Source organism: Arcicella sp. GW822-FHT02H01, assembly GCF_058802005.1.
Window position 1 is genome coordinate 4,707,476 of the sequence record NZ_JBXANT010000001.1, and the last position, 18,609, is coordinate 4,726,084.

At 34.6% G+C, this 18,609-nt stretch carries 22 protein-coding genes; 14 read left to right on the forward strand and 8 right to left on the reverse strand.

The features are described from left to right. The first annotated feature begins 75 nt into the window (after positions 1–75). From AC1RNE_RS19685 to AC1RNE_RS19695, 3 genes are all read left to right on the forward strand, one after another. Complete coding sequence (locus AC1RNE_RS19685; RefSeq protein WP_492803335.1) at positions 76–1,068, forward strand: lysylphosphatidylglycerol synthase transmembrane domain-containing protein; 993 nt, start codon at positions 76–78, stop codon at positions 1,066–1,068. Beyond that, positions 1,040–1,516 (forward strand): D-glycero-beta-D-manno-heptose 1-phosphate adenylyltransferase, encoded by a 477-nt coding sequence (rfaE2, locus tag AC1RNE_RS19690; protein ID WP_492803337.1) that lies wholly within the window; start codon positions 1,040–1,042, stop codon positions 1,514–1,516. Before AC1RNE_RS19685 ends, rfaE2 begins: the two co-directional genes overlap by 29 nt. Positions 1,517–1,739: 223 nt before the next feature. Continuing rightward, positions 1,740–2,432, forward strand: a complete 693-nt coding sequence (locus AC1RNE_RS19695; protein WP_492803338.1) for a zinc metallopeptidase — start codon at positions 1,740–1,742, stop codon at positions 2,430–2,432. Positions 2,433–2,752: 320 nt separating this feature from the next. On the opposite strand, the gene AC1RNE_RS19700 is transcribed toward AC1RNE_RS19695, so the two are convergent. Then, positions 2,753–4,405 carry an amino acid permease gene (locus AC1RNE_RS19700; protein ID WP_492803340.1) on the reverse strand — a complete coding sequence of 551 codons (1,653 nt, stop codon included), beginning with the start codon at positions 4,403–4,405 and terminating at the stop codon, positions 2,753–2,755. A 258-nt stretch (positions 4,406–4,663) separates the two neighbouring features. Between AC1RNE_RS19700 and AC1RNE_RS19705 the strand changes: the two genes are divergently transcribed. Next, positions 4,664–5,671 carry a glycosyltransferase family 2 protein gene (locus tag AC1RNE_RS19705; RefSeq protein ID WP_492803342.1) on the forward strand — a complete coding sequence of 336 codons (1,008 nt, stop codon included), beginning with the start codon at positions 4,664–4,666 and terminating at the stop codon, positions 5,669–5,671. A gap of 3 nt (positions 5,672–5,674) precedes the next feature. Here AC1RNE_RS19705 and AC1RNE_RS19710 read toward each other — a convergent pair whose 3' ends face one another. Next, positions 5,675–5,905, reverse strand: coding sequence for a PspC domain-containing protein (locus tag AC1RNE_RS19710; protein ID WP_492803343.1), 231 nt, complete (start codon positions 5,903–5,905; stop codon positions 5,675–5,677). Between the two features lie 452 nt (positions 5,906–6,357). Here AC1RNE_RS19710 and AC1RNE_RS19715 point away from each other — a divergent pair, with 452 nt between their 5' ends. The 3 genes from AC1RNE_RS19715 to mce all read left to right on the forward strand — a co-directional run bounded on the left by AC1RNE_RS19715 (position 6,358) and on the right by mce (position 7,604). Next, the gene (locus AC1RNE_RS19715) at positions 6,358–6,552 is read left to right on the forward strand and encodes a cold-shock protein (protein ID WP_309919211.1); all 195 of its coding nucleotides are present in this window, start codon (positions 6,358–6,360) and stop codon (positions 6,550–6,552) included. A gap of 352 nt (positions 6,553–6,904) precedes the next feature. Next, on the forward strand, positions 6,905–7,099 hold the full coding sequence (locus tag AC1RNE_RS19720) for a cold-shock protein (protein ID WP_184132988.1): 195 nt from the start codon (positions 6,905–6,907) through the stop codon (positions 7,097–7,099). Positions 7,100–7,199: 100 nt separating this feature from the next. Beyond that, positions 7,200–7,604 (forward strand): methylmalonyl-CoA epimerase, encoded by a 405-nt coding sequence (gene mce, locus AC1RNE_RS19725; RefSeq protein ID WP_492803346.1) that lies wholly within the window; start codon positions 7,200–7,202, stop codon positions 7,602–7,604. Positions 7,605–7,704: 100 nt separating this feature from the next. On the opposite strand, the gene AC1RNE_RS19730 is transcribed toward mce, so the two are convergent. The 3 genes from AC1RNE_RS19730 to AC1RNE_RS19740 form a co-directional block, all read right to left on the reverse strand. Beyond that, complete coding sequence (locus AC1RNE_RS19730; protein WP_492803348.1) at positions 7,705–8,670, reverse strand: toast rack family protein; 966 nt, start codon at positions 8,668–8,670, stop codon at positions 7,705–7,707. A 77-nt stretch (positions 8,671–8,747) separates the two neighbouring features. Next, on the reverse strand, positions 8,748–9,191 hold the full coding sequence (locus AC1RNE_RS19735; protein WP_492803350.1) for a PspC domain-containing protein: 444 nt from the start codon (positions 9,189–9,191) through the stop codon (positions 8,748–8,750). Positions 9,192–9,430: 239 nt separating this feature from the next. Next, on the reverse strand, positions 9,431–10,108 hold the full coding sequence (locus AC1RNE_RS19740; RefSeq protein WP_492803352.1) for a hypothetical protein: 678 nt from the start codon (positions 10,106–10,108) through the stop codon (positions 9,431–9,433). Positions 10,109–10,272: 164 nt separating this feature from the next. Between AC1RNE_RS19740 and AC1RNE_RS19745 the strand changes: the two genes are divergently transcribed. Continuing rightward, entirely contained in the window at positions 10,273–11,367 is a 1,095-nt protein-coding gene (locus AC1RNE_RS19745) for a glycoside hydrolase family 130 protein (protein WP_492803353.1), read from the forward strand. Positions 11,368–11,517: 150 nt separating this feature from the next. Here AC1RNE_RS19745 and AC1RNE_RS19750 read toward each other — a convergent pair whose 3' ends face one another. Both AC1RNE_RS19750 and AC1RNE_RS19755 read right to left on the reverse strand, forming a co-directional pair. Next, the gene (locus tag AC1RNE_RS19750) at positions 11,518–12,021 is read right to left on the reverse strand and encodes a molybdopterin-dependent oxidoreductase (RefSeq protein WP_492803354.1); all 504 of its coding nucleotides are present in this window, start codon (positions 12,019–12,021) and stop codon (positions 11,518–11,520) included. A 6-nt stretch (positions 12,022–12,027) separates the two neighbouring features. Then, complete coding sequence (locus tag AC1RNE_RS19755) at positions 12,028–13,155, reverse strand: cytochrome-c peroxidase (RefSeq protein WP_492803355.1); 1,128 nt, start codon at positions 13,153–13,155, stop codon at positions 12,028–12,030. A 300-nt stretch (positions 13,156–13,455) separates the two neighbouring features. Between AC1RNE_RS19755 and AC1RNE_RS19760 the strand changes: the two genes are divergently transcribed. The 3 genes from AC1RNE_RS19760 to AC1RNE_RS19770 all read left to right on the forward strand — a co-directional run bounded on the left by AC1RNE_RS19760 (position 13,456) and on the right by AC1RNE_RS19770 (position 16,071). Beyond that, entirely contained in the window at positions 13,456–14,052 is a 597-nt protein-coding gene (locus AC1RNE_RS19760) for a nucleotidyltransferase family protein (protein ID WP_492803356.1), read from the forward strand. A 363-nt stretch (positions 14,053–14,415) separates the two neighbouring features. After that, a complete protein-coding gene (locus AC1RNE_RS19765) occupies positions 14,416–15,219 on the forward strand; it encodes a response regulator transcription factor (RefSeq protein ID WP_492803357.1) in 804 nt (267 codons plus the stop codon). Positions 15,220–15,252: 33 nt separating this feature from the next. Beyond that, a complete protein-coding gene (locus tag AC1RNE_RS19770; RefSeq protein WP_492803358.1) occupies positions 15,253–16,071 on the forward strand; it encodes an AIR synthase-related protein in 819 nt (272 codons plus the stop codon). 83 nt (positions 16,072–16,154) lie between these two features. On the opposite strand, the gene AC1RNE_RS19775 is transcribed toward AC1RNE_RS19770, so the two are convergent. Further along, positions 16,155–16,343, reverse strand: coding sequence for a hypothetical protein (locus tag AC1RNE_RS19775; protein ID WP_309919239.1), 189 nt, complete (start codon positions 16,341–16,343; stop codon positions 16,155–16,157). 39 nt (positions 16,344–16,382) lie between these two features. On the opposite strand from AC1RNE_RS19775, the gene AC1RNE_RS19780 reads away from it, so the two are divergent. From AC1RNE_RS19780 to AC1RNE_RS19790, 3 genes are all read left to right on the forward strand, one after another. After that, on the forward strand, positions 16,383–17,474 hold the full coding sequence (locus AC1RNE_RS19780; protein ID WP_492803359.1) for a hypothetical protein: 1,092 nt from the start codon (positions 16,383–16,385) through the stop codon (positions 17,472–17,474). A 21-nt stretch (positions 17,475–17,495) separates the two neighbouring features. Continuing rightward, positions 17,496–18,038: an RNA methyltransferase gene (locus AC1RNE_RS19785; protein WP_492803360.1), complete on the forward strand. Its 543-nt coding sequence runs from the start codon at positions 17,496–17,498 to the stop codon at positions 18,036–18,038. A gap of 107 nt (positions 18,039–18,145) precedes the next feature. Beyond that, entirely contained in the window at positions 18,146–18,541 is a 396-nt protein-coding gene (locus tag AC1RNE_RS19790; protein ID WP_492803361.1) for a hypothetical protein, read from the forward strand. Positions 18,542–18,609: the final 68 nt, after the last annotated feature.

Sequence of the window (18,609 nt, forward strand, 5' to 3'; positions counted from 1 at the left end):
TGTTCAAATTGAGTATTGGTAAAATTACCGATTGATTATTTACCAATACTCAATTCCTATTTGTTGACTTCTCTTATGAAAAAAATACTTCAATATACCATTTCGCTAGTTTTGGCGGGAGGTTTGCTTTGGTTTGTGTTTAAAGACATCAGTTTGTCTGAAATGCTTGAAGAGTTCCGAAAAGCAGACTATAAATGGTTGATGCTTTCTGGAATTTTGGCAATCATCGCCCATGTCAGCAGAGCCCTCCGCTGGAAAATGCTAATGAAACCCCTTGGATACCGACCATCCACTTTTAATACAACCCTTGCTGTTTTTATTGGTTATTTTGCTAATTATGTCATTCCCAGAATGGGCGAAGTGTCACGATGTGGAAGTTTGAAAAAAACCGATGATATTCCTTTTGAAAAATCGTTTGGAACGGTATTGACGGAAAGAATTTTCGACGTAGTATCCTTGTTGATAGTATTATCCTTAAACTTGATTTTAGAGTTTGATAAGCTACAGCATTTTTTCATGGAACAGTTCGCTTCAAAAATATATTTGATAGTTGGGCTATTGGCGTTTTTAGCCGTGGCAGGTATTGTAGGAATCTATTTGTTTAGAAAATATCAGCAAAAATTATCAGATGTGCCTGTGCTGGGTAAAATAGTAGGCTTTTTAAATGGCTTATTGGATGGTTTGATGAGTATCAAGAAAATCGAAAAGCCGTATCTCTTTATCTTTTTATCAGCCAATATTTGGGTAATGTACTGGCTTTCGGCATATGTGCTTTTTTTTGCTATTCCCGAAACAGCGCATTTAAGTTTATTGGCTGGACTGACTGTACTAACGATGGGCTCATTTGGAATGGCTGCACCCACCCAAGGAGGCATTGGCCCTTTTCATTTTTTGGTAGGAAACGCCTTAGTGCTTTATGGCTTGCCACAAAAAGACGGTATTATTTTAGCTACTTTTATACATGGTTCGCAAATGGTTACGTTGTTAGCTTTAGGTGCACTAAGTTTCTTGATTACCTTATTTATTAAACCGAAAACTAATGACACAAGACAAAGTAGTAACCCTTAATGAAGCAATAGAACGAGCGGAAAATTGGCAAAGTGAAGGCAAAAAAATAGTTTTTACAAATGGCTGTTTTGATATCGTGCATTTAGGACATATTGATTATTTAGAAAAGGCTAGAAACCTTGGTGATAAGCTAATTTTAGGATTGAATACTGATGCATCCGTAAAGCGTTTAAAAGGCGAAAGTCGTCCTGTTGTGAATGAATATGCTCGGTCAAGAATGATGGCAGCATTTGAGTTTATTGATGCTGTAGTGCTTTTTGATGAGCCTACTCCCAAAGAGTTAATCGAAAAAGTGAAGCCCGATATTTTAGTAAAAGGGGATGATTATACGATTGAAACTATTGTAGGGGCAGATTTTGTTATAGGAAAAGGAGGGGAAGTAAAAACAATACCTTTGGTAAAAGGTTATTCTACCACTACATTAATAGAAAAAATTAAACAAATTTAATCGTTAGCTAAGTAGTAAACGGTCCGCCGTCGCGGTAGTAAATAGTGATTGGTGATTAGTGTGTCAAGGTGCTAATTATCACTTGTTTACGATAAATGAAAACATTACTTAAGTTGTATTGATTACTTAATCCACAGTAAAATAAACGAGAAGGCTATTATATAAATTAATTACAGTTTATTAATATTCAAAACTCATCACTCACAATTCATAACTTTTACTTATGATAGGCATATATTTAATTACCTTAGTTTTTGCAGGAATTGGAATGTTCGTGCAATGGAGATTAAAAAGTAAATTTCAACAGTATTCAGAAATTGGTTTGGCGAATGGATTATCTGGACAAGAGATTGCAGATAAGATGTTGCGTGATAATGGGATTTATGATGTAAGAATTATTTCTGTAGAAGGACAATTAACCGACCATTATAATCCAGCAGACAAAACTGTCAATTTAAGTCCTGATGTATTTTATGGCAGAAGTGCTTCAGCAGCGGCAGTAGCAGCCCACGAATGTGGACACGCTGTTCAGCATGCTAAGGCTTATTCTATGTTACAGTTTCGTAGTGCTATGGTGCCAGTATTGAGCATTGCTAACAACTTTATGCCCATAGCATTAATGATTGGGATGATGCTTTTGTATTCTACGGGTAATAAATTAGTATTGACGATTGGCGTGGCGATGTTCGCACTAGCTACTTTATTCAGCTTTATTACGTTACCTGTAGAGTTTGATGCTTCAAGAAGAGCCTTAGCTTGGATGAGCGAACGCAATGTAGTAACCACACGCGAACACGAAATGGCAAAAGATGCTTTATGGTGGGCAGCAATGACTTACGTAGCGGCTGCTTTGGGTATGTTAGCTCAATTATTGTATTATGTGTCTTTACTCTCAGGCAGAAGGAGCGATGATTAACTAGATGATTATGAGTTAATTTACCATTAAACACGAGTCATCCTGAATTTTAAAGTCACAAAAAAAGCGGTCGAAATTAGTTTTTCGACCGCTTTTTTATTTATAAACACAGATTGTAGTTCCGTTAGGAACACTATATCGGCGGCCGTCGTTGCGGTAGAAGCATCCTGTTGTTAAACCTCTCCAATCCCCATCGGGGCGGTATATATCGCCCCGATGGGGCTTGGTTGGTGAGAGAATGTTGTTTACAATATGACTACCAATATACCGCCTCTATGAGGCTATTTTGTCAACTTTCCTATTCCTTATTCTAAGAAATTTTACTTAGCAAGTTTACTATTTTTATAACCATACATAAAATAGATAACCAAACCGATAGCAAGCCAGATTAAGAAGATTGTCCAGTTAGTAATGCCTAATTCAGTCATTAAATAAAGGTTCGTCAGAATCCCTAAAACTGGTAAAATCGAGAATTTGTGCATATAAGCAAGTACTGCTAAACCAGCCCACACTAACCAGAAAACAATTAAAAGTGGTTTGGTTTCAAGCTCAGAGAAGAAAACATTATTATTAATAGTAAAAGCCAGTGCAATAATTAATAGCGGACCAACGATAAACTGCCCATTCAAATAAGGAATTTTGAATTTAGCATCTTTAGATAAACCTTGATAATCTAAATATAGCACGCCTCCACAAACCAAAATAAAGGCAAAGAATGTCCCTACACTGGTTAAGTCAACAAAGAAGCCCATATCCAAAAATAAAGAAGGGACTGCTACTACAAAGCCTGTAACGATGGTAGCGAAACTTGGCGTTTTGAATTTAGGGTGAATTTTAGAAAAACGTTTCCAAAGTAAACCATCACGACTCATAGCCATCCAGATTCTTGGTTGTCCCATTTGGTAAACCAATAAAGCACTAGTAATGGCTACTACGGCTGAAACCGAAATAATACCTGCCATGAAATTAAAATTGATTTTTTGGAAAACATACGCCAAAGGGTCATCAACTTTTAATTCAGTATAATTCACCATACCCGTCAAAACTAGCGTAATACAAACATATAATACTGCACAGATGACTAAGCAGTAAATCATCGCTCTAGGTAAATCTCGTTGTGGATTTTTACATTCCTCCGCTGTGGTAGAGATTGAATCAAAGCCGATAAAAGCAAAGAATACTGATGCTACGCCCCCTAGCACCCCCTGCACTCCATTAGGAGCAAATGGTGACCAGTTTTCGGGTTTAACATAAAATGCTCCTACTGAAATTACGAGTAGAATAACCACTAATTTTAATACAACCAAGAAATTACTAGCAGTTCTTGATTCTTTCATTCCCACATATACTAATGATGTTACGAGCATCGTAATAACCCCTGCTGGCAGGTCGATTAGCAACTTGATATTCCCTAAAACAGGTGCATGTTCATAGGCCTTTGCAGCGAATATATCACTATCAGTTTGTTTAGCAGTAACATCTAGGCTAGCCAAAAATGCCTTATGAGCAGTACCATAATCTATCGTCAAGTAATCTGGAAAGTTTATGCCAAAACCATGAAGCATACCTACGAAGTATTCAGACCATGAGATCGCTACTACCATATTAGATACAGCATATTCCAGAATCAATGCCCAACCGATAATCCATGCGAAAATTTCGCCAAATGAAACATAAGCATACGTATAGGCACTTCCTGAAACAGGCACCATTGAAGCAAATTGTGCGTAGCAGAGTGCTGTGAAAATACAAGCAATAGAAACGAAGACAAAAAGTAATGAAACGGCTGGGCCGCCCTCAAAGCTTGCTCTACCAATTGTACTAAAAATACCAGCCCCGATGATGGCTGCAATACCGAATGAAGTAAGGTCTCTGACACCAAGAATCTTCACTAATCCCCCCCCATGTGAGTCTTCGCTTTGTTGTAAAACGTTATTAATAGATTTGCGTCTGAAAATAGAATTGTCTGACATTTAGTTTGAAGTTAAGTATTTGCCATTGAAAATATTCTTAAATCTAAACAAGTAAATTGATAATGCCATAAATAATTAAGATAGATTCGTATTTCAAAAAATCAAATTATCTTTGCATTTAGATCATTGTAGTATTTCAAGGTTATTTGAAATATAATCAATTCTCATGAACCCAGTCTGTTATAAGCTTGAAGAAATAAGTGAAATTTCAATCTTAAAAATTGAAGCACTTTGCTCTAAAATAGCTAAAATTCCTTTATGAATCAAATCGCAGTAGTCATTTTAAATTATAATGGTCAAAAACATTTAGCTGATTTTTTACCCTCTGTTATAAAATACTCATCTTGTGCTACAATATACATTGCAGACAATGCTTCTACAGATGCTTCGCTGGCATTATTAAAAACTGAATTTCCAACAGTTAATATTATTGAGCTTACCGAAAATCATGGCTTTGCACAGGGGTATAACGAAGCATTGGCGTTGGTTGAAGCGGAGTATTATGTATTACTGAATTCTGATGTCGAAGTGACTCCGCATTGGATTGAGCCCATTATTGAATTGATGAATAATGATAAGACTATTGCGGCTTGTCAACCTAAAATAAAGGCTTATGACCAAAAAAGTCATTTTGAATATGCAGGAGCTGCAGGAGGGTTTATCGACCATCTGGGCTATCCCTTCTGCCGAGGAAGAATTTTTCAGGAAATAGAAGAAGACTTAGGGCAATACAACGATAACAAAGAAGTATTTTGGGCTACGGGTGCGTGTATGTTCGTAAGGGCAGATGTATTTCATCAGGTAGGGGGCTTTGACGGAGACTTTTTTGCACACATGGAAGAAATCGACCTTTGTTGGCGTATACATCATGCTGGCTATAAAGTATATACTTGCGGTACTTCTGAAGTATTTCATGTAGGCGGAGGCACTTTACACAAATCGAACCCTTATAAAACTTTTCTGAATTTCAGAAACGGTTTGGCAATGTTGTATAAAAATCATCCAGAAGAAGGCTTTGCATTTGCTATCTTAACCAGATTAGTACTAGATGGCGTGGCTGGAATAAAGTTTTTGTTTTTTGATACGTGGCAAGACTGTTGGGCTGTGGCAAGAGCCCATTTTGATTTCTATGCTCACTATTTTAGTTGGTATAATAAACGTAAACAGCTTCAACGGAAAAAAAATATCAGCACCGTATATCGTAGAAATATAGTTTGGCAACATTTTGTTAACGATGTAAAAACATATCCAGAAATACCTCAATAGGTATTACAATTCCCAAACAGAAGGATTGTTGTATTGACGAAGATAACGACGGATATTCATCCAGAAGGCAAGTACTAAATAAAGGATTACTGGCGAACCAACAGTAATGAAAGATACATATACAAAATACAAGCGAATGCTACTGGTAGAGATACCTAATTTCTCACCAATTTTTGTACAAACCCCAAAAACGTGGTGTTCTACAGAGTATTTTAATTTTAATGTATTTGACATGGCTTTAGGTCAAAAAACTGAGTGCTAATTAATTATGCGATAAAAACTATATTAAAGTTACGTTGTTTTAATGGTTTATCAAAAAAAAATAGCGTTGTACAAAACGTATTTTTAAGAGTTATATTATTTTAATAATAATTTGTATTGAAATGGTATAATTTAATATAAATATAGTTATATTAAGTTTTTTATTTTTTAAAAAATATTTATTTAAAAATAGGAATACACAAAATTATACTTACATTTGGGTATTAATAGTAACAAGAGTGACAAGTTTTTAGTACAAAGTAATTAGTTTTCAAGAGTCCGTTGGTTCCCTTAGGTTCAATTCTCCTTGATTATCACATGCTTCGAATATCAATCTTAACTTTTATGGCTATTAATTATCAAAAGGCAGTTATGATGCTTTTGGATAACTATTTGTATCATTATCAAACATTCTTTTTTACGTCATGCAAACAGGAACAGTTAAATTTTTTAATGAAAGCAAAGGCTTCGGCTTTATAGTTGACAGTGAAAGTGGACAAGAAATATTTGTTCACGTAACGGCATTAGGTGGAATTCATTTACGCCAAGATGACAAAGTTTCATTCGATATCGTAGAAGGTAAAAGAGGTCTTAACGCTGCCAATGTTAAGAAATTGTAGTTAGTGTAAGTGCTGTTTTAGTGGATTCAATACGAAAGAATCGTAAAATAAAGTTCAGTACAGTATTATTGTGAATAAATTTAAAGTTTTGGTTTCATTACAAATGTAGCAGAACTTATTGTAGACCTGTTTGCTATGTTGCTTGGGATTAAAATTTTAATTCTATTTAGGTTATAAATTACTTCTTAACTATTTAAATTTTAAGAGTAAAAGGCGAAAGCCGAGTTAGCGAGACAAATCTTTCTTCTTTTAGAGGATTTAAACATATTAGTTTTGCATATATTGATTACCAGTATAATCAGAACAAACCGTAGTATTTTTTATTTTTTCAATTTTTTTTATATCAATTTTTATGCAAACTGGTAAAGTTAAATTTTTCAACGAATCTAAAGGCTTTGGATTTATCGTTGATGATGAGTCTAATGAAGAAATCTTTGTTCACGTAACAGGATTATCTGGCACAACGATTCGTGAAAATGACTCTGTTTCTTTCGACGTACAAGAAGGAAAGCGTGGCTTAAATGCTGTGAATGTGAAGAGAATCTAATTTTTTTTAGATAGATAGTCATTTAAAACCCTGGCCTTTTTAGGTTGGGGTTTTTGTTTTTTATAAATTGTCGCTTTCTCATTATAAATATTTTAAGCAGATGATGGCACAAGTAGAACATATCGGAATAGCAGTAAAAGACTTGGGTATTTCTAACGAATTATTTTCTAAACTTTTGGGTGTAGCGCCATTTAAGCAAGAGGAGGTAACGTCTGAAGGAGTTATTACTTCATTTTTTCAGGTGGGACAAACCAAAATTGAATTACTGGAAGGCACTCATGAGAATAGTCCGATTACAAAGTTTATCGAGAAAAAAGGAGAAGGCATCCATCATATCGCTTTTGAAGTAGCCAATATTTATGAGGAGATGGAAAGACTAAAAGGAGAGGGCTTTACCTTGTTGAATGAAGTGCCCAAAGATGGTGCAGACAATAAATTAGTATGTTTTCTACATCCAAAAGGTACAAACTCAGTATTGGTAGAGCTTTGTCAGAGTAAAGTATAAAAAAAGATTGTACAGCTTTACAAAAGTTGTCTAATCTCAAGAGAGATAGAAAAAAAGATTCGACAACTTTTTTAAAAGTTGTCGAATCTAAAGCTCAATACTAATAACGTTTAACTTTTAATTCTTGCAAACCACCATCAAAATTAATGTTGATTTTTTTGCTAGCTTTTTCAAAATTTGGTGTTTCCCAATGTCCATTTTTTTGAATAAATCCATCAAAATCTTTAGAGTTTAGTCCACCATCAATATCTATTCTACAGCCAACAGCTTCTGGAATATTAAACTCGATAGAAGTTAAACCAGATTCTACTTGTACGTCTAAATTATCTACTTTGTCTCCTAGTTTAACATCCGTTTCAGTTACCCCAGTTTTAATAGAAAGCTTTTTGACTTTATATTCACTCAAATCGAAGTCTGCTTTGCCTGCCCCAAATTCAAAATTCATATCCCACAATACACTTGGGTTTAACTTTAAATTGATTTTGTTGTGATTATCATCGCTAAGATTAAAATGATTTTTCTTTCCTTTTAAAGCAAAAGCAATGTTTGGACTGCTAGAATCTCCTGTTTTCTTAAGCGAGATATTACCGAAATTTAAGTCAGCATCAGCTTCTACTAAATCATTTGAAGAACCATTAATGACAAACTCTGCTGCTCCACCTGTAAATTCAAATGTTGCCGATTTAACTTGTGGACTCATTGATTCTACAAGTTTTTGCTTTGTTCCTTTAAAATGATATTCCTCGTTGTCATTATCATGATCATCGTCGTCATCATCATCCAAGTCGATATGAACATCATGGTCGTTGAAAGCGTGTTCTACTTTATCTTTACAGCTCCTTACTATCACAATAGGAATAGCTATGCAAAGTAAAATAATAGTAATGACAGTAGCTGAACGACTGCTTTTGCCAATAAAAGCAACCAATCCTAAATAGATTAATAAAAGTGGCCAAAGTCTTGAGATTTCGTGCCAATTGATATTAAACCAACCAAACTCTTTCCCTAGAAATAGGAAACCAAGTAAGATTAAAAATCCTCCGGTAAAAATACTTTTTGAATTCATCGTTAAAAAGCGTTTAAGTTTTGAAGCCGTTATTAATAACCGTTTCCGTATATTCATAACGGCCTCAAAATGTCGATTTAGAAGTTAGTTTTGTCGTTATCGTTATGGAAGTTGATTTTATCTTTTTCTTTGAAGATAATATAACCACCCACACCGATTAGAATAAGAGGCCAGAATTTGCCAAAGTCAAAATCAGGAATCCATTCGTCTAATAAGAATATCGTACCTAATACTATTAAAATAATGCCCCAAACTTTGCTTGAATCCTTTTTCATGTTAGTAAATGTTGTTGAGTTAAAATTTGAATCTTCTGGAGTACTGGTTGTTTCCCACTGATGTTTCACTGGCAATGCTATCCACAAGATAATATACATCCAGAAAAAAATACCATGAGTAAATATTAAACCCAAAAATAAAAGTAATCTGACTATTGATACATCAAAGCCGAAGCGTTCTGATAGTCCAGCTGCTACACCCCCTAATTGTCCTTTTGAAGGTATGCGATAAAGTGAATCGTTCATGGTTGTTGTTGTTTAGTTTTTTTGTTTAGAGTTTTATAAAAAGCTGGTTTAAAAATAATTTTAAATAGTTCTTTTCGTTTGATGGATGAAATTTATACCGACCTTAAAGATTATCAATCTGAAAATGAATAGACGGTACATTTGACTTTATGAATGGATTTTTTTGATGGCGAGTTTTAAAATAAAAAATCCTTTGAGCATTTTTAGCCCAAAGGATTTTTAATGATGTAAGCAATAAGTTATGGCTTTTTGAGTTTGAGTTTGGCTTCTTCAACCTTTTTTTGCTGATTTACAAGCCCTTCATTCATCAATAACTGATCTTTTTTGTTTTGTTCTACTTCCATTTGAAGTCTTTCTAGCTCAAGTCTATTTTCCTCTATCTTCAATAAAAGCTTATCTTTTTCTTTTTTATTGTTTTCTATGGCTCTTGTCAGTTTGTCGGACGTCGTTACAGATTTAAGTTGTCTAGTTTTAATGTCTTCTACATTCTTTTCTTCTACCCTAACTTCTTCATGGCGTTTTAGTACCTCTACAAAATCATTCAAAATCTTTTCGGCTGCTAAATACTTTGGATGCGAGCCATTCACATATACTTCGTCACCAAAGCCTATTGAAAGAAAAATTTTACTTCTCCCTCTTTCGGCGGTAATTTTACTGACCACCATCACAGGGTCTGGTGAAATACTTGATATTCTAGCCCCTGTAATTCTAAAAACATTATTTCTGCCTACTTCTACGCTTCCATACTTGGCAAGCTCATTTTGCCAACTTTGCTTGATGTACTTATCCTCAATAGATACAGTAGTGTATACCCCCTCTTTGGTGGCTTTATCTATTTCTTGGGTTCCCGAGAATACTTGTGCACGAATACTTTGAATACTTATTAATAAAAGAAAAACTAAACACAGCTTTTTCATAAATAAAAAGAATGGTTATTATGAATGATTTGGTTAAATGCTTTTGCAAGTTAAGATGCTAAGGTTGTTTCAACAAAATAAGCCAACGTTAAATTAACCTATAATACAGATTAATTTGTAGATAATTTTAGATAGATTTATATAAAACAATCATCAGATATACCATGAAATTAAAATTACTTATCTTTTTCAGCCTCATTGCCCATTTGGCGGTGTCTCAAAATACAGATTGGTCTTTAAAAGGCTTTTCTAAACCCAAAGAAAACCCAATTTTAATGGCCGACTCTAGCTATATGTTTGCTTGTCCGATGACTAACACGTCGGTAAAATGGCAAAAAGCAGATGTTTTTAATCCCGCAGCTATTGTTAGAAACGGAAAAGTATATGTTTTATTTCGGGCAGAAGATATACCCGGCACAAAAATAGGCTTTCGTACTTCTAGGATAGGGCTAGCAGTAAGCGATGATGGCATTCATTTTACAAGAAGAAAAACACCCGTATTATTTCCTGCGAAAGACGAATTTTCTAAATACGATAATCCTGGTGGATGCGAAGACCCACGAGTTGTACAACGAGCAGATGGTACGTATGTCGTAGCGTATACTGCTTGGAATAGAGATGTAGCCAGACTTTGTATTGCAAGTTCTAAAGACTTAATTCATTGGAAAAAACATGGTCCTGCTTTTGGAAAAGCCTATGATGGAAAATTCGTGAATATATGGTCGAAGTCAGGCTCGATTGTTACTAAAATGAATAATGGTAAGATTACGGCTACTAAAATTAAGGGTAAATATTGGATGTATTGGGGAGAAAAAGGAGTCAACATAGCCACTTCCGACGATTTAATTAATTGGATACCACTAGTAGAATCAAACGGCGAATTGAAATTTGTCATGAATACCAGAGCAGGCAAGTTTGATAGCGATTTAACCGAACCCGGTCCGCCAGCGATATTGACCGATAAAGGAATCTTACTATTATACAATGGAAAGAATGCCAACGGAGAAACAAGGGATATGAAACTTCCGGCCGAAACGTATTCGGGTGGACAAGTACTTTTTGATGTCAACGACCCTACAAAAGTGATAGAAAGACTTGATGAATGTTTTATCAAACCAGATTTGCCACATGAGATGCGTGGGCAATACAAAGCTGGCACTACCTTTATTGAAGGGTTGGTCTTTTTTAAGAAAAAATGGTTTTTATATTATGGTACTGCCGATAGTATGGTGGGCGTGGCTGTAAAGAATGGTTTGTAAAATGACTCTTTTGTATCATTCATCTCTAGCGAGGGACTTAAGTCCCTCGCTAGAGATAAGGATTTAAAACTCATGTCATGACTTCCAATTAATTGGGAGCTATTATAAAACTTTCAAAGTCATGCCATGAGTGACTGAGTGATAGTCAAGTCAATCCTTCGCAAAGCGAACGATAAGATTGGTTACTTCAAAAATACAACGAGCAGGCTTTTTTTCATCTGGAACAATAATCCTAAAAGGACCTTTGCCGTTGGGTAGAGGTTTACCTTCCATTTGGTCAGCTAAAATAATTACCCTATCAGTAAAACTAGAATCTAATTCGGCTAACGAAAAAAGTACTTCATAGCCATCTGCTGCTTTTACGATAAGGTATTTACTTAGATTTTCGCCTCTTAACTGTTTGCCTAACGTAACGCCAGCCTTGCCTAATATTTCGGTTACAGGTACTCCCGAATATTTATAAACTTTTCCATCGCGGTCTTTCGTACTGGTTTCTGCACGCTTCATTTTTGATAAATCATCAGCATTTAGTGTTAAAGGAGTCAATACTTCTCCTTCTACTTTTATAAATGATTGAGCAGGTTTGGTTTGCGTCCAAGCAAAATGAGCAGTCAGGCTCATAAAAATGATGGAAAACAACAATTGTTTTTTCATGGCTAATTATCTTTTGTGTGGATTTGAAAAACGAGGGTCATTGATAAACGTCTCGTCGGTAAGCATTTGTAAAAAAGCAATCATGTCACTTTTCTCTTTAGCACTAAGGTGAATAGTGCTTCCGCCCATATTGTTAACTGTTCGTTGTAAAAAAGGACTTAGTGTGGCACTTTGCTTGATATGGTCACTATAATGGTCTAGTACTTCATTCAATGTCTTGAATCTTCCATCGTGCATATAAGGAGCCGTAAGGGCGATATTGCGAAGAGAAACCGCTCTAAATCTACCATTGTCTATCGCTAAACCAGTAAATTTTTCTCGACCAATATCGCTTGGGATACTATCTAAACCATTATTATGAAATAGCTCTGAAAACATTTTTGGTCCTGTATGGCAATGTCCACAATTAGCCCCACGTATGCCTTTTTCAGCCATCGAATTGGTAAAAAAAAGCGACATACCATTTGATTCGTCAAGCGTAGGAGTGTATTTGCCTTGTAAATAATAATCATATTTAGAGTCCGCAGAAATCAGTGTCCGCTCAAATTGTGCGATAGCTTTTACAATTTGTTCACCTGTGATGGTGTCTGTCCCAAAAACTTTTTTGAACAATGGTGGATAGAGAGTAGTCTTTTGAAGTTTACGCGCTACGTTTTCCATCGACTCGCCCATTTCATTAGGATGTGTGATAGGTTCAATGACTTGCCCTTCTAAACTGTTGGCTCTGCCATCCCAAAAAAACGAACGAACCCAAAGCAGATTTGCTAACGACATGCTATTTCGGGTAGTAGGCACTTTACCAACGCCCATACTAAAAGCTTGCCCATCAGTAAATGCCAACTTCTGTTGATGGCATGAGCCACAAGAAACAGCATTGTTGGACGATAATTTAGGTTCATAGAATAACATTCTCCCTAAAAAAACACCCTGTTTAGTAAGAACATTTTTAGCATTTGTATTAATTCTATTGCCGAAATAAGCTGGATACTTCAATTCATAGTCACCGATAGGTATATCCTGTTCATGGCGTATTTGAATAGTAGCCATCGCAAAGCAACCAACAATGATTAGTGTTAGTAAGGAAACCAATTTTTTAGAAAATACTTGGTTTGATATACTGACTCTAGTAGCCATAAAAATCTTTTGAATATACCTTTTTGTCAACAAAGCAATATGAGTTCGCCTTTTCGCTATATTTTTAAAAATATAGCGATACAAACCTAAATAATGAATTTGATATAAGCAATGCAACATCAAAAAAAGGCAGTGTAAGTAATCCAACAATTTTATAAATTATGTCATTGACTGTTTTAAATTCCTTCATGCTACCAATAGGAAAATTCAACGTTTGGATATCTCCGTAATTAACAAAACAGCATAGCGATATAAATCAAGACTATTAATTTATATTTGCGAATATCATACTTTACAAACATGAAAATTTCATCTTTAATCTTAGCTGCGGGTAGTTCAAGCCGTTTGGGAAGTCCCAAACAGTTAGTAACATATAAAGGGGAAATACTCATAAGTAAAATTACTCAATTAGCATTGGATGTAACGAATCATGTACTTGTAGTACTAGGTGCGAACGAAACCTTGATTCAACCAAGATTAAGTGAGCTTGTTCAAGAGAATCAGGAACGTTTAACAATAAAGGTCAATACTCATTGGAATGAAGGTATTGGTAATTCTATCAGCTTTGGAATCAAAGAAATTGCGGGCGAATCTGATGCAGTATTGATTTTATTATGTGACCAACCACTTGTAAATGAAGCAATTTTGCAAAAAATGTTGCAAGTATTTGCAAATTCAGAGAAAACAATCGTTGCTTGTAAATATGCAAACCAATTTGGGGTGCCTATTTTGTTTGATAAAAAATATTTTGAAGTATTAATGGCATTAGAAGGAGATAAAGGTGCAAAAGTAATTTTGAATAATTATTTAGATGAGATTGTAGCGGTTGATTTCCCTGAAGGTATATACGATATTGATACAGAAGATGATATAAAAACGGTTTCTGCCCTTCATTGAGGGATAAAAAACAAAAAAGCCGAAGTATTAGCTTCGACTTTCTGAAAAATAATCTAATAGAATGGCTAAAAGTACGCTGGCGGGGATACTAAGATTCTGATTATTTTTATTAATGGATCATTGTTAAAATGGTGGTTAAGCATTGTTGAAACGACTCTGGCGGATAAATAATAATAAAAATGTATATAAACACATCAATAATTTATTATTATTACTAGTAGAGTAATTCACAATGCAAAGCTATGCAATGTTTGCTTGTTTAGAAATAGCCAAAGTGTCTATTTTACACAATTTCCTAAAAAAAATTAGTATAAAATACTCACATCTTTTTTTGCAAAGAAAATGTAAATTCTACAAAAAACAATGGAATCTTTATCTAATAATTCTATAGAACAATTATTCCGTAAATGTTTAGATGCAGTAAGTATGGTAGCGGGAAGTGCTACCGAGAAATCTGTTGAAAAATATTTACAAGAATTAGGCTTTTTTAGCCTCAGTTCTACTTTGCCTAATGCAGTGTATCAGATTCTGGATATGCGAACCCTCACTTACAGATTTGTCGCTAATACCGAATTGGCACTGGGTATCCATCCTGACGAATTTATAGAAAAAGGCGTCCCCATGGTATTAGGAACTATGGTTCCTAGTATGCAGAATGTATCGGCCATTCCAGAGTTATTGCGATTTATGTACAATTCTATCCGACAAGCCCCCCGTGATGCCCGTGAAAGTTTTGTTGCCTATGGATATGGTATGCAATATTATAGACCCAGCAAAAAACCTTTTCATTCAATGGTGCAATTGATAGGGTTAGAGTTTGATGACGAGGGGTTGCCTACTTTATGTTTTTTGATAGACCAAGACATCGAACATCTGGTAAAGAAATTGGATAATTATTTAGGCAGAGTAAGCTTTAGGCAGAGTGACCTCGTTACCACTTTTTCCTCTACAGAAATGCAACTAAAAAAGCAGGATGTTTTTTCGGATAGAGAATTAGACGTACTGAAAATGCTTTTGAGAGGCTACGAATCAAAACAAATTGCAGAGAAATTGTTTATCAGTTCGCATACTGTAGATAATCACCGAAAAAATATGATTCGTAAGCTAGGCGCTCGTGATACTACTGCCTTGATACAATTAGCCAAATTGATAGGTATTCTAAAGTAACGAATCAGCTTTAATGAATACTTAAACTATCCTTTGCCAGAAATATTTTTACTTTGTGTAAAACTACTATTCATTATTTTTAGTTATCAGTTAGCAATTAGATTATTGATTAATAAAAGAAAAGTAGCACAACCAGAAACACTCAAAGTATTGATGCCTTCCAAAGTCGAAATAGCTCAACAATTAGATATTCTTCCCGATTCATCAAAGGAATTTAGGATTGATGCTGTAGAAGATGTAAAGGACGAAGAGATTGCTTTGGTCGCCAAACATCTTCTAACACTACCAAATGTATCTTCCCTAAAAAGAATTTCTGAAAATACTGACGATACGATAACGCTTGATTTCAACAATGAAGGCGATTTGATATATTTAATAGGCACTTCTAAAAACGACATTACTGCTTCTGAATACTTATCTGCTTATAGAAACATACAAACATCTGTTACATCGGTTTTAGATTGGCAGGAAGAAAAAAATATTCAGGAAGTATTAGCACAATTAATTGAAAATAAAGCTATTCAGTCGGCTCGTAGTGTATCATGCGGAGGTTTGTTTGTAGCGTTGGCTAAGTCAGCAATACTTAATAGCTTAGGATTTAGCATCAGAACAAACTCTGCATTCCGTAAAGATGCTTTTTTATTTGGTGAAGCTCAAAATCGTGTGTTAGTATCCATTGCACTAGACCAATATGCTATTTTTGACGCCACCATAGCAGCTACAGACGTAAAGGCAAGTTTCTTAGGAAAAGTAAAGAAGGGCAATTTCTTGATTAATGCTGAAACAATTATGACTACATCTGAAGCAAAATATTTGATTGAGAAAACTTGGTTGACTGATGAAACCAAGTAAGTGTTTATAAAAAAAGGTTGCCTCAAAAACATTTGTTATATTGTGTTTTGAAGCAACCCTTTTTAGGAAGAACTTGAATGTTACTAAGGATCAATCAATTTATGTTTTTTGTTATATTCTACAATAAATACGATTACCTCGCCAATAATACCCACTGTCGCAGTGAAGGTATCTCCCAACCAAATTAATAAAAAAGCAAAAACGATAAACAAGCCAATCAACTGTGCGGTCGAAAGTTCGTTATCTTCTGAGTGTTGTGTTGAATTAGACATCGTTAAAAAATTTTGTGAATATATAATTTATACTAAGATATGAAAAAATGTAAAAATTTCAAGTGGATTTTAGTGTTTAATTGTGTTTTTTTTCAATTGATAGTACAAACTTATGTGCCAGCTCAGGAAAAATTAATTTCTCTGGGTAATTCTTCTGTTAAATTAAAAAACAACAACTTTTACTTGTTGAAGATTGTCGATGAACGTAGTGATAAACTCAATATCGGACTGGTGCATAATCAAGAAAAAGATGGTGTGTATTTGGATGTAGTAAAGGGCGTAGCAAAAGCAAGTAATGAATTTTTAGCGAAATTCTCCAAAAAGAATCCTGCTGCTTATCCTATTATTATCAGCATCAAAGAACTAAAAGTGGTAGAAAAAATAGTGAATCCTAAAACTATTAATGGTCAAAGTGAAATCAAAGTAACATTTAGTTTTATGCGAGATACTACCTTACTTAATTTGACAACATTCCAAACTAAAATTACGTTTACTCGGAGTTTTAATGCCGATAACCATTTTGAATACCTCATTGGGCGATTGCTAGATAAATCATTGATATATTTTGACCAATGGATGACAATTAATTTCGATAAAAATCCAGCCTTGGCCAAATCACTTAAAATTAATATTAAAGCGGATTATGGTGTAGATAATCCTGTAAGTGGCGATACCGTTTTTTGGTCGCCCAAGCACAAATTATCTTGGCAAGATTTTGAAGGGAAAAGACCACAAAATACAAAGTATGCCGCACAAGTTTTTACGAATTTTGAGTATGGAGCCTTTACTGATATTAAAGACGGAGTATTGATAATCGATTTACAATTAAAAGCTTATTTATTGAAAAGTTCTTCATGGACGATGGGCATGCTTACAGAATATAGCCTTGCTCATGAACAATTGCATTTTGATATTACCAAAACAATTATAGAGCGTTTTAAAAAGAAAGCTACTAAAATATTGACGCTCGATAACTACGACAGCGAATTACAGCTATTATTTATTGAAATGTATCGAGAATTTAATCGTTTGCAAAGGGAATATGATGCGGATAGTAACCATAGTATTAATTTTGTAGGACAACAAAAATGGCAATCGTTGATTTCAGAGGAATTGAGAGAAATACGATAACCACAAAAATTTTAATTAACAATGCGAAAATTATCAATGGAAGACCTCAACCGCTTGACTGTGGAGGAATTTCAACAAGTAGAAAAGTTTCCCTATGTGCTGATTTTGGATGACATCAGAAGTATGAACAACGTAGGGTCGGTATTTAGAACAGCAGATGCTTTTAAGGTAGAAAAGGTGTTTTTGGGCGGTATTACGGCTACACCTCCACACCGAGAAATCCAGAAAACGGCTTTAGGGGCAGATGAAACCGTAACTTGGGAACATGTTGAAAACGTATTGTCATTGATAAAGACGCTCCAAGCGGAGGGATATATCGTAGCGGCAGTAGAACAAGTAGAAAATAGTGTATCTTTATTGAGCTTTGAACCCCAATTAGATAAAAAATATGCTTTTGTGTTCGGGAACGAAGTTTTTGGTGTAAATCAATCAGTAGTAGAGCAGGCTGATTTTTGTTTGGAAGTGCCCCAATTTGGTACAAAGCATTCTTTGAATATTTCAGTCACTACAGGTATCATTTGTTGGGATTATGTTAGCAAGTATTTAATTACAAAAAATAATTAATATTAGTTTTTGAAAAACTTAACACGAAAAACTTTTTTGCTTTCAACCTTATTAATACCTTCGTCTCAATTAAATAACAATAATTTAATATTAAATTAATATTGAACATGAAATCAAATAATAAGACTCTTGCCAACGAAATTTCAGCCCTTATTTTAGGAAAACTCCACGGGTTAAATGCAAAAAGTGCTAAAAAACTAGTAAAATCTGTTGATAAAACAACTGAAGACCTAGTGAAAAAATATACTAAACTTCAGAAAGAGGAGATTGACGAGAAAGAGAAGGAAGCAAAAAAAGAAGCTAAAAAAGCAAAAGAAAAAGCTGAAAAAGTAGAAAAAGAAAAAGCCAAAGCAGCCGCAAAAGCAGAATTGGCAGCCAAAATTGCGATAGTAACAGAAGACGAGCCAGTGGCTGAAAAAAAAGCTAAGCCTACTAAGAAAAAAGCAGCAGAAGTTTCAGAAGAAAGCACAAGTGCTGAGACTAGCGAAGAAACAGAAGCGTAATTATTACCGACTATCAAACAAATAAAAGAGTTTATCAAAAATTGACACCATTTTTGATAAACTCTTTT

What these genes read in the sequence shown, in the direction of transcription:
- AC1RNE_RS19710 (WP_492803343.1), bottom strand. Translation starts at nt 5,905, where the DNA reads ATGTCAAATACATTAAAATTAAAATACTCTGTAGAACACCACGTTTTT.
- rfaE2 (WP_492803337.1), top strand. Translation starts at nt 1,040, where the DNA reads ATGACACAAGACAAAGTAGTAACCCTTAATGAAGCAATAGAACGAGCG.
- AC1RNE_RS19775 (WP_309919239.1), bottom strand. Translation starts at nt 16,343, where the DNA reads ATGTCTAATTCAACACAACACTCAGAAGATAACGAACTTTCGACCGCA.
- AC1RNE_RS19760 (WP_492803356.1), top strand. Translation starts at nt 13,456, where the DNA reads ATGAAAATTTCATCTTTAATCTTAGCTGCGGGTAGTTCAAGCCGTTTG.
- AC1RNE_RS19685 (WP_492803335.1), top strand. Translation starts at nt 76, where the DNA reads ATGAAAAAAATACTTCAATATACCATTTCGCTAGTTTTGGCGGGAGGT.
- AC1RNE_RS19715 (WP_309919211.1), top strand. Translation starts at nt 6,358, where the DNA reads ATGCAAACAGGAACAGTTAAATTTTTTAATGAAAGCAAAGGCTTCGGC.
- AC1RNE_RS19780 (WP_492803359.1), top strand. Translation starts at nt 16,383, where the DNA reads ATGAAAAAATGTAAAAATTTCAAGTGGATTTTAGTGTTTAATTGTGTT.
- AC1RNE_RS19720 (WP_184132988.1), top strand. Translation starts at nt 6,905, where the DNA reads ATGCAAACTGGTAAAGTTAAATTTTTCAACGAATCTAAAGGCTTTGGA.
- AC1RNE_RS19785 (WP_492803360.1), top strand. Translation starts at nt 17,496, where the DNA reads ATGCGAAAATTATCAATGGAAGACCTCAACCGCTTGACTGTGGAGGAA.
- AC1RNE_RS19740 (WP_492803352.1), bottom strand. Translation starts at nt 10,108, where the DNA reads ATGAAAAAGCTGTGTTTAGTTTTTCTTTTATTAATAAGTATTCAAAGT.
- AC1RNE_RS19750 (WP_492803354.1), bottom strand. Translation starts at nt 12,021, where the DNA reads ATGAAAAAACAATTGTTGTTTTCCATCATTTTTATGAGCCTGACTGCT.
- AC1RNE_RS19790 (WP_492803361.1), top strand. Translation starts at nt 18,146, where the DNA reads ATGAAATCAAATAATAAGACTCTTGCCAACGAAATTTCAGCCCTTATT.
- AC1RNE_RS19745 (WP_492803353.1), top strand. Translation starts at nt 10,273, where the DNA reads ATGAAATTAAAATTACTTATCTTTTTCAGCCTCATTGCCCATTTGGCG.
- AC1RNE_RS19705 (WP_492803342.1), top strand. Translation starts at nt 4,664, where the DNA reads ATGAATCAAATCGCAGTAGTCATTTTAAATTATAATGGTCAAAAACAT.
- AC1RNE_RS19700 (WP_492803340.1), bottom strand. Translation starts at nt 4,405, where the DNA reads ATGTCAGACAATTCTATTTTCAGACGCAAATCTATTAATAACGTTTTA.
- AC1RNE_RS19755 (WP_492803355.1), bottom strand. Translation starts at nt 13,155, where the DNA reads ATGGCTACTAGAGTCAGTATATCAAACCAAGTATTTTCTAAAAAATTG.
- AC1RNE_RS19765 (WP_492803357.1), top strand. Translation starts at nt 14,416, where the DNA reads ATGGAATCTTTATCTAATAATTCTATAGAACAATTATTCCGTAAATGT.
- AC1RNE_RS19730 (WP_492803348.1), bottom strand. Translation starts at nt 8,670, where the DNA reads ATGAATTCAAAAAGTATTTTTACCGGAGGATTTTTAATCTTACTTGGT.
- AC1RNE_RS19695 (WP_492803338.1), top strand. Translation starts at nt 1,740, where the DNA reads ATGATAGGCATATATTTAATTACCTTAGTTTTTGCAGGAATTGGAATG.
- mce (WP_492803346.1), top strand. Translation starts at nt 7,200, where the DNA reads ATGATGGCACAAGTAGAACATATCGGAATAGCAGTAAAAGACTTGGGT.
- AC1RNE_RS19735 (WP_492803350.1), bottom strand. Translation starts at nt 9,191, where the DNA reads ATGAACGATTCACTTTATCGCATACCTTCAAAAGGACAATTAGGGGGT.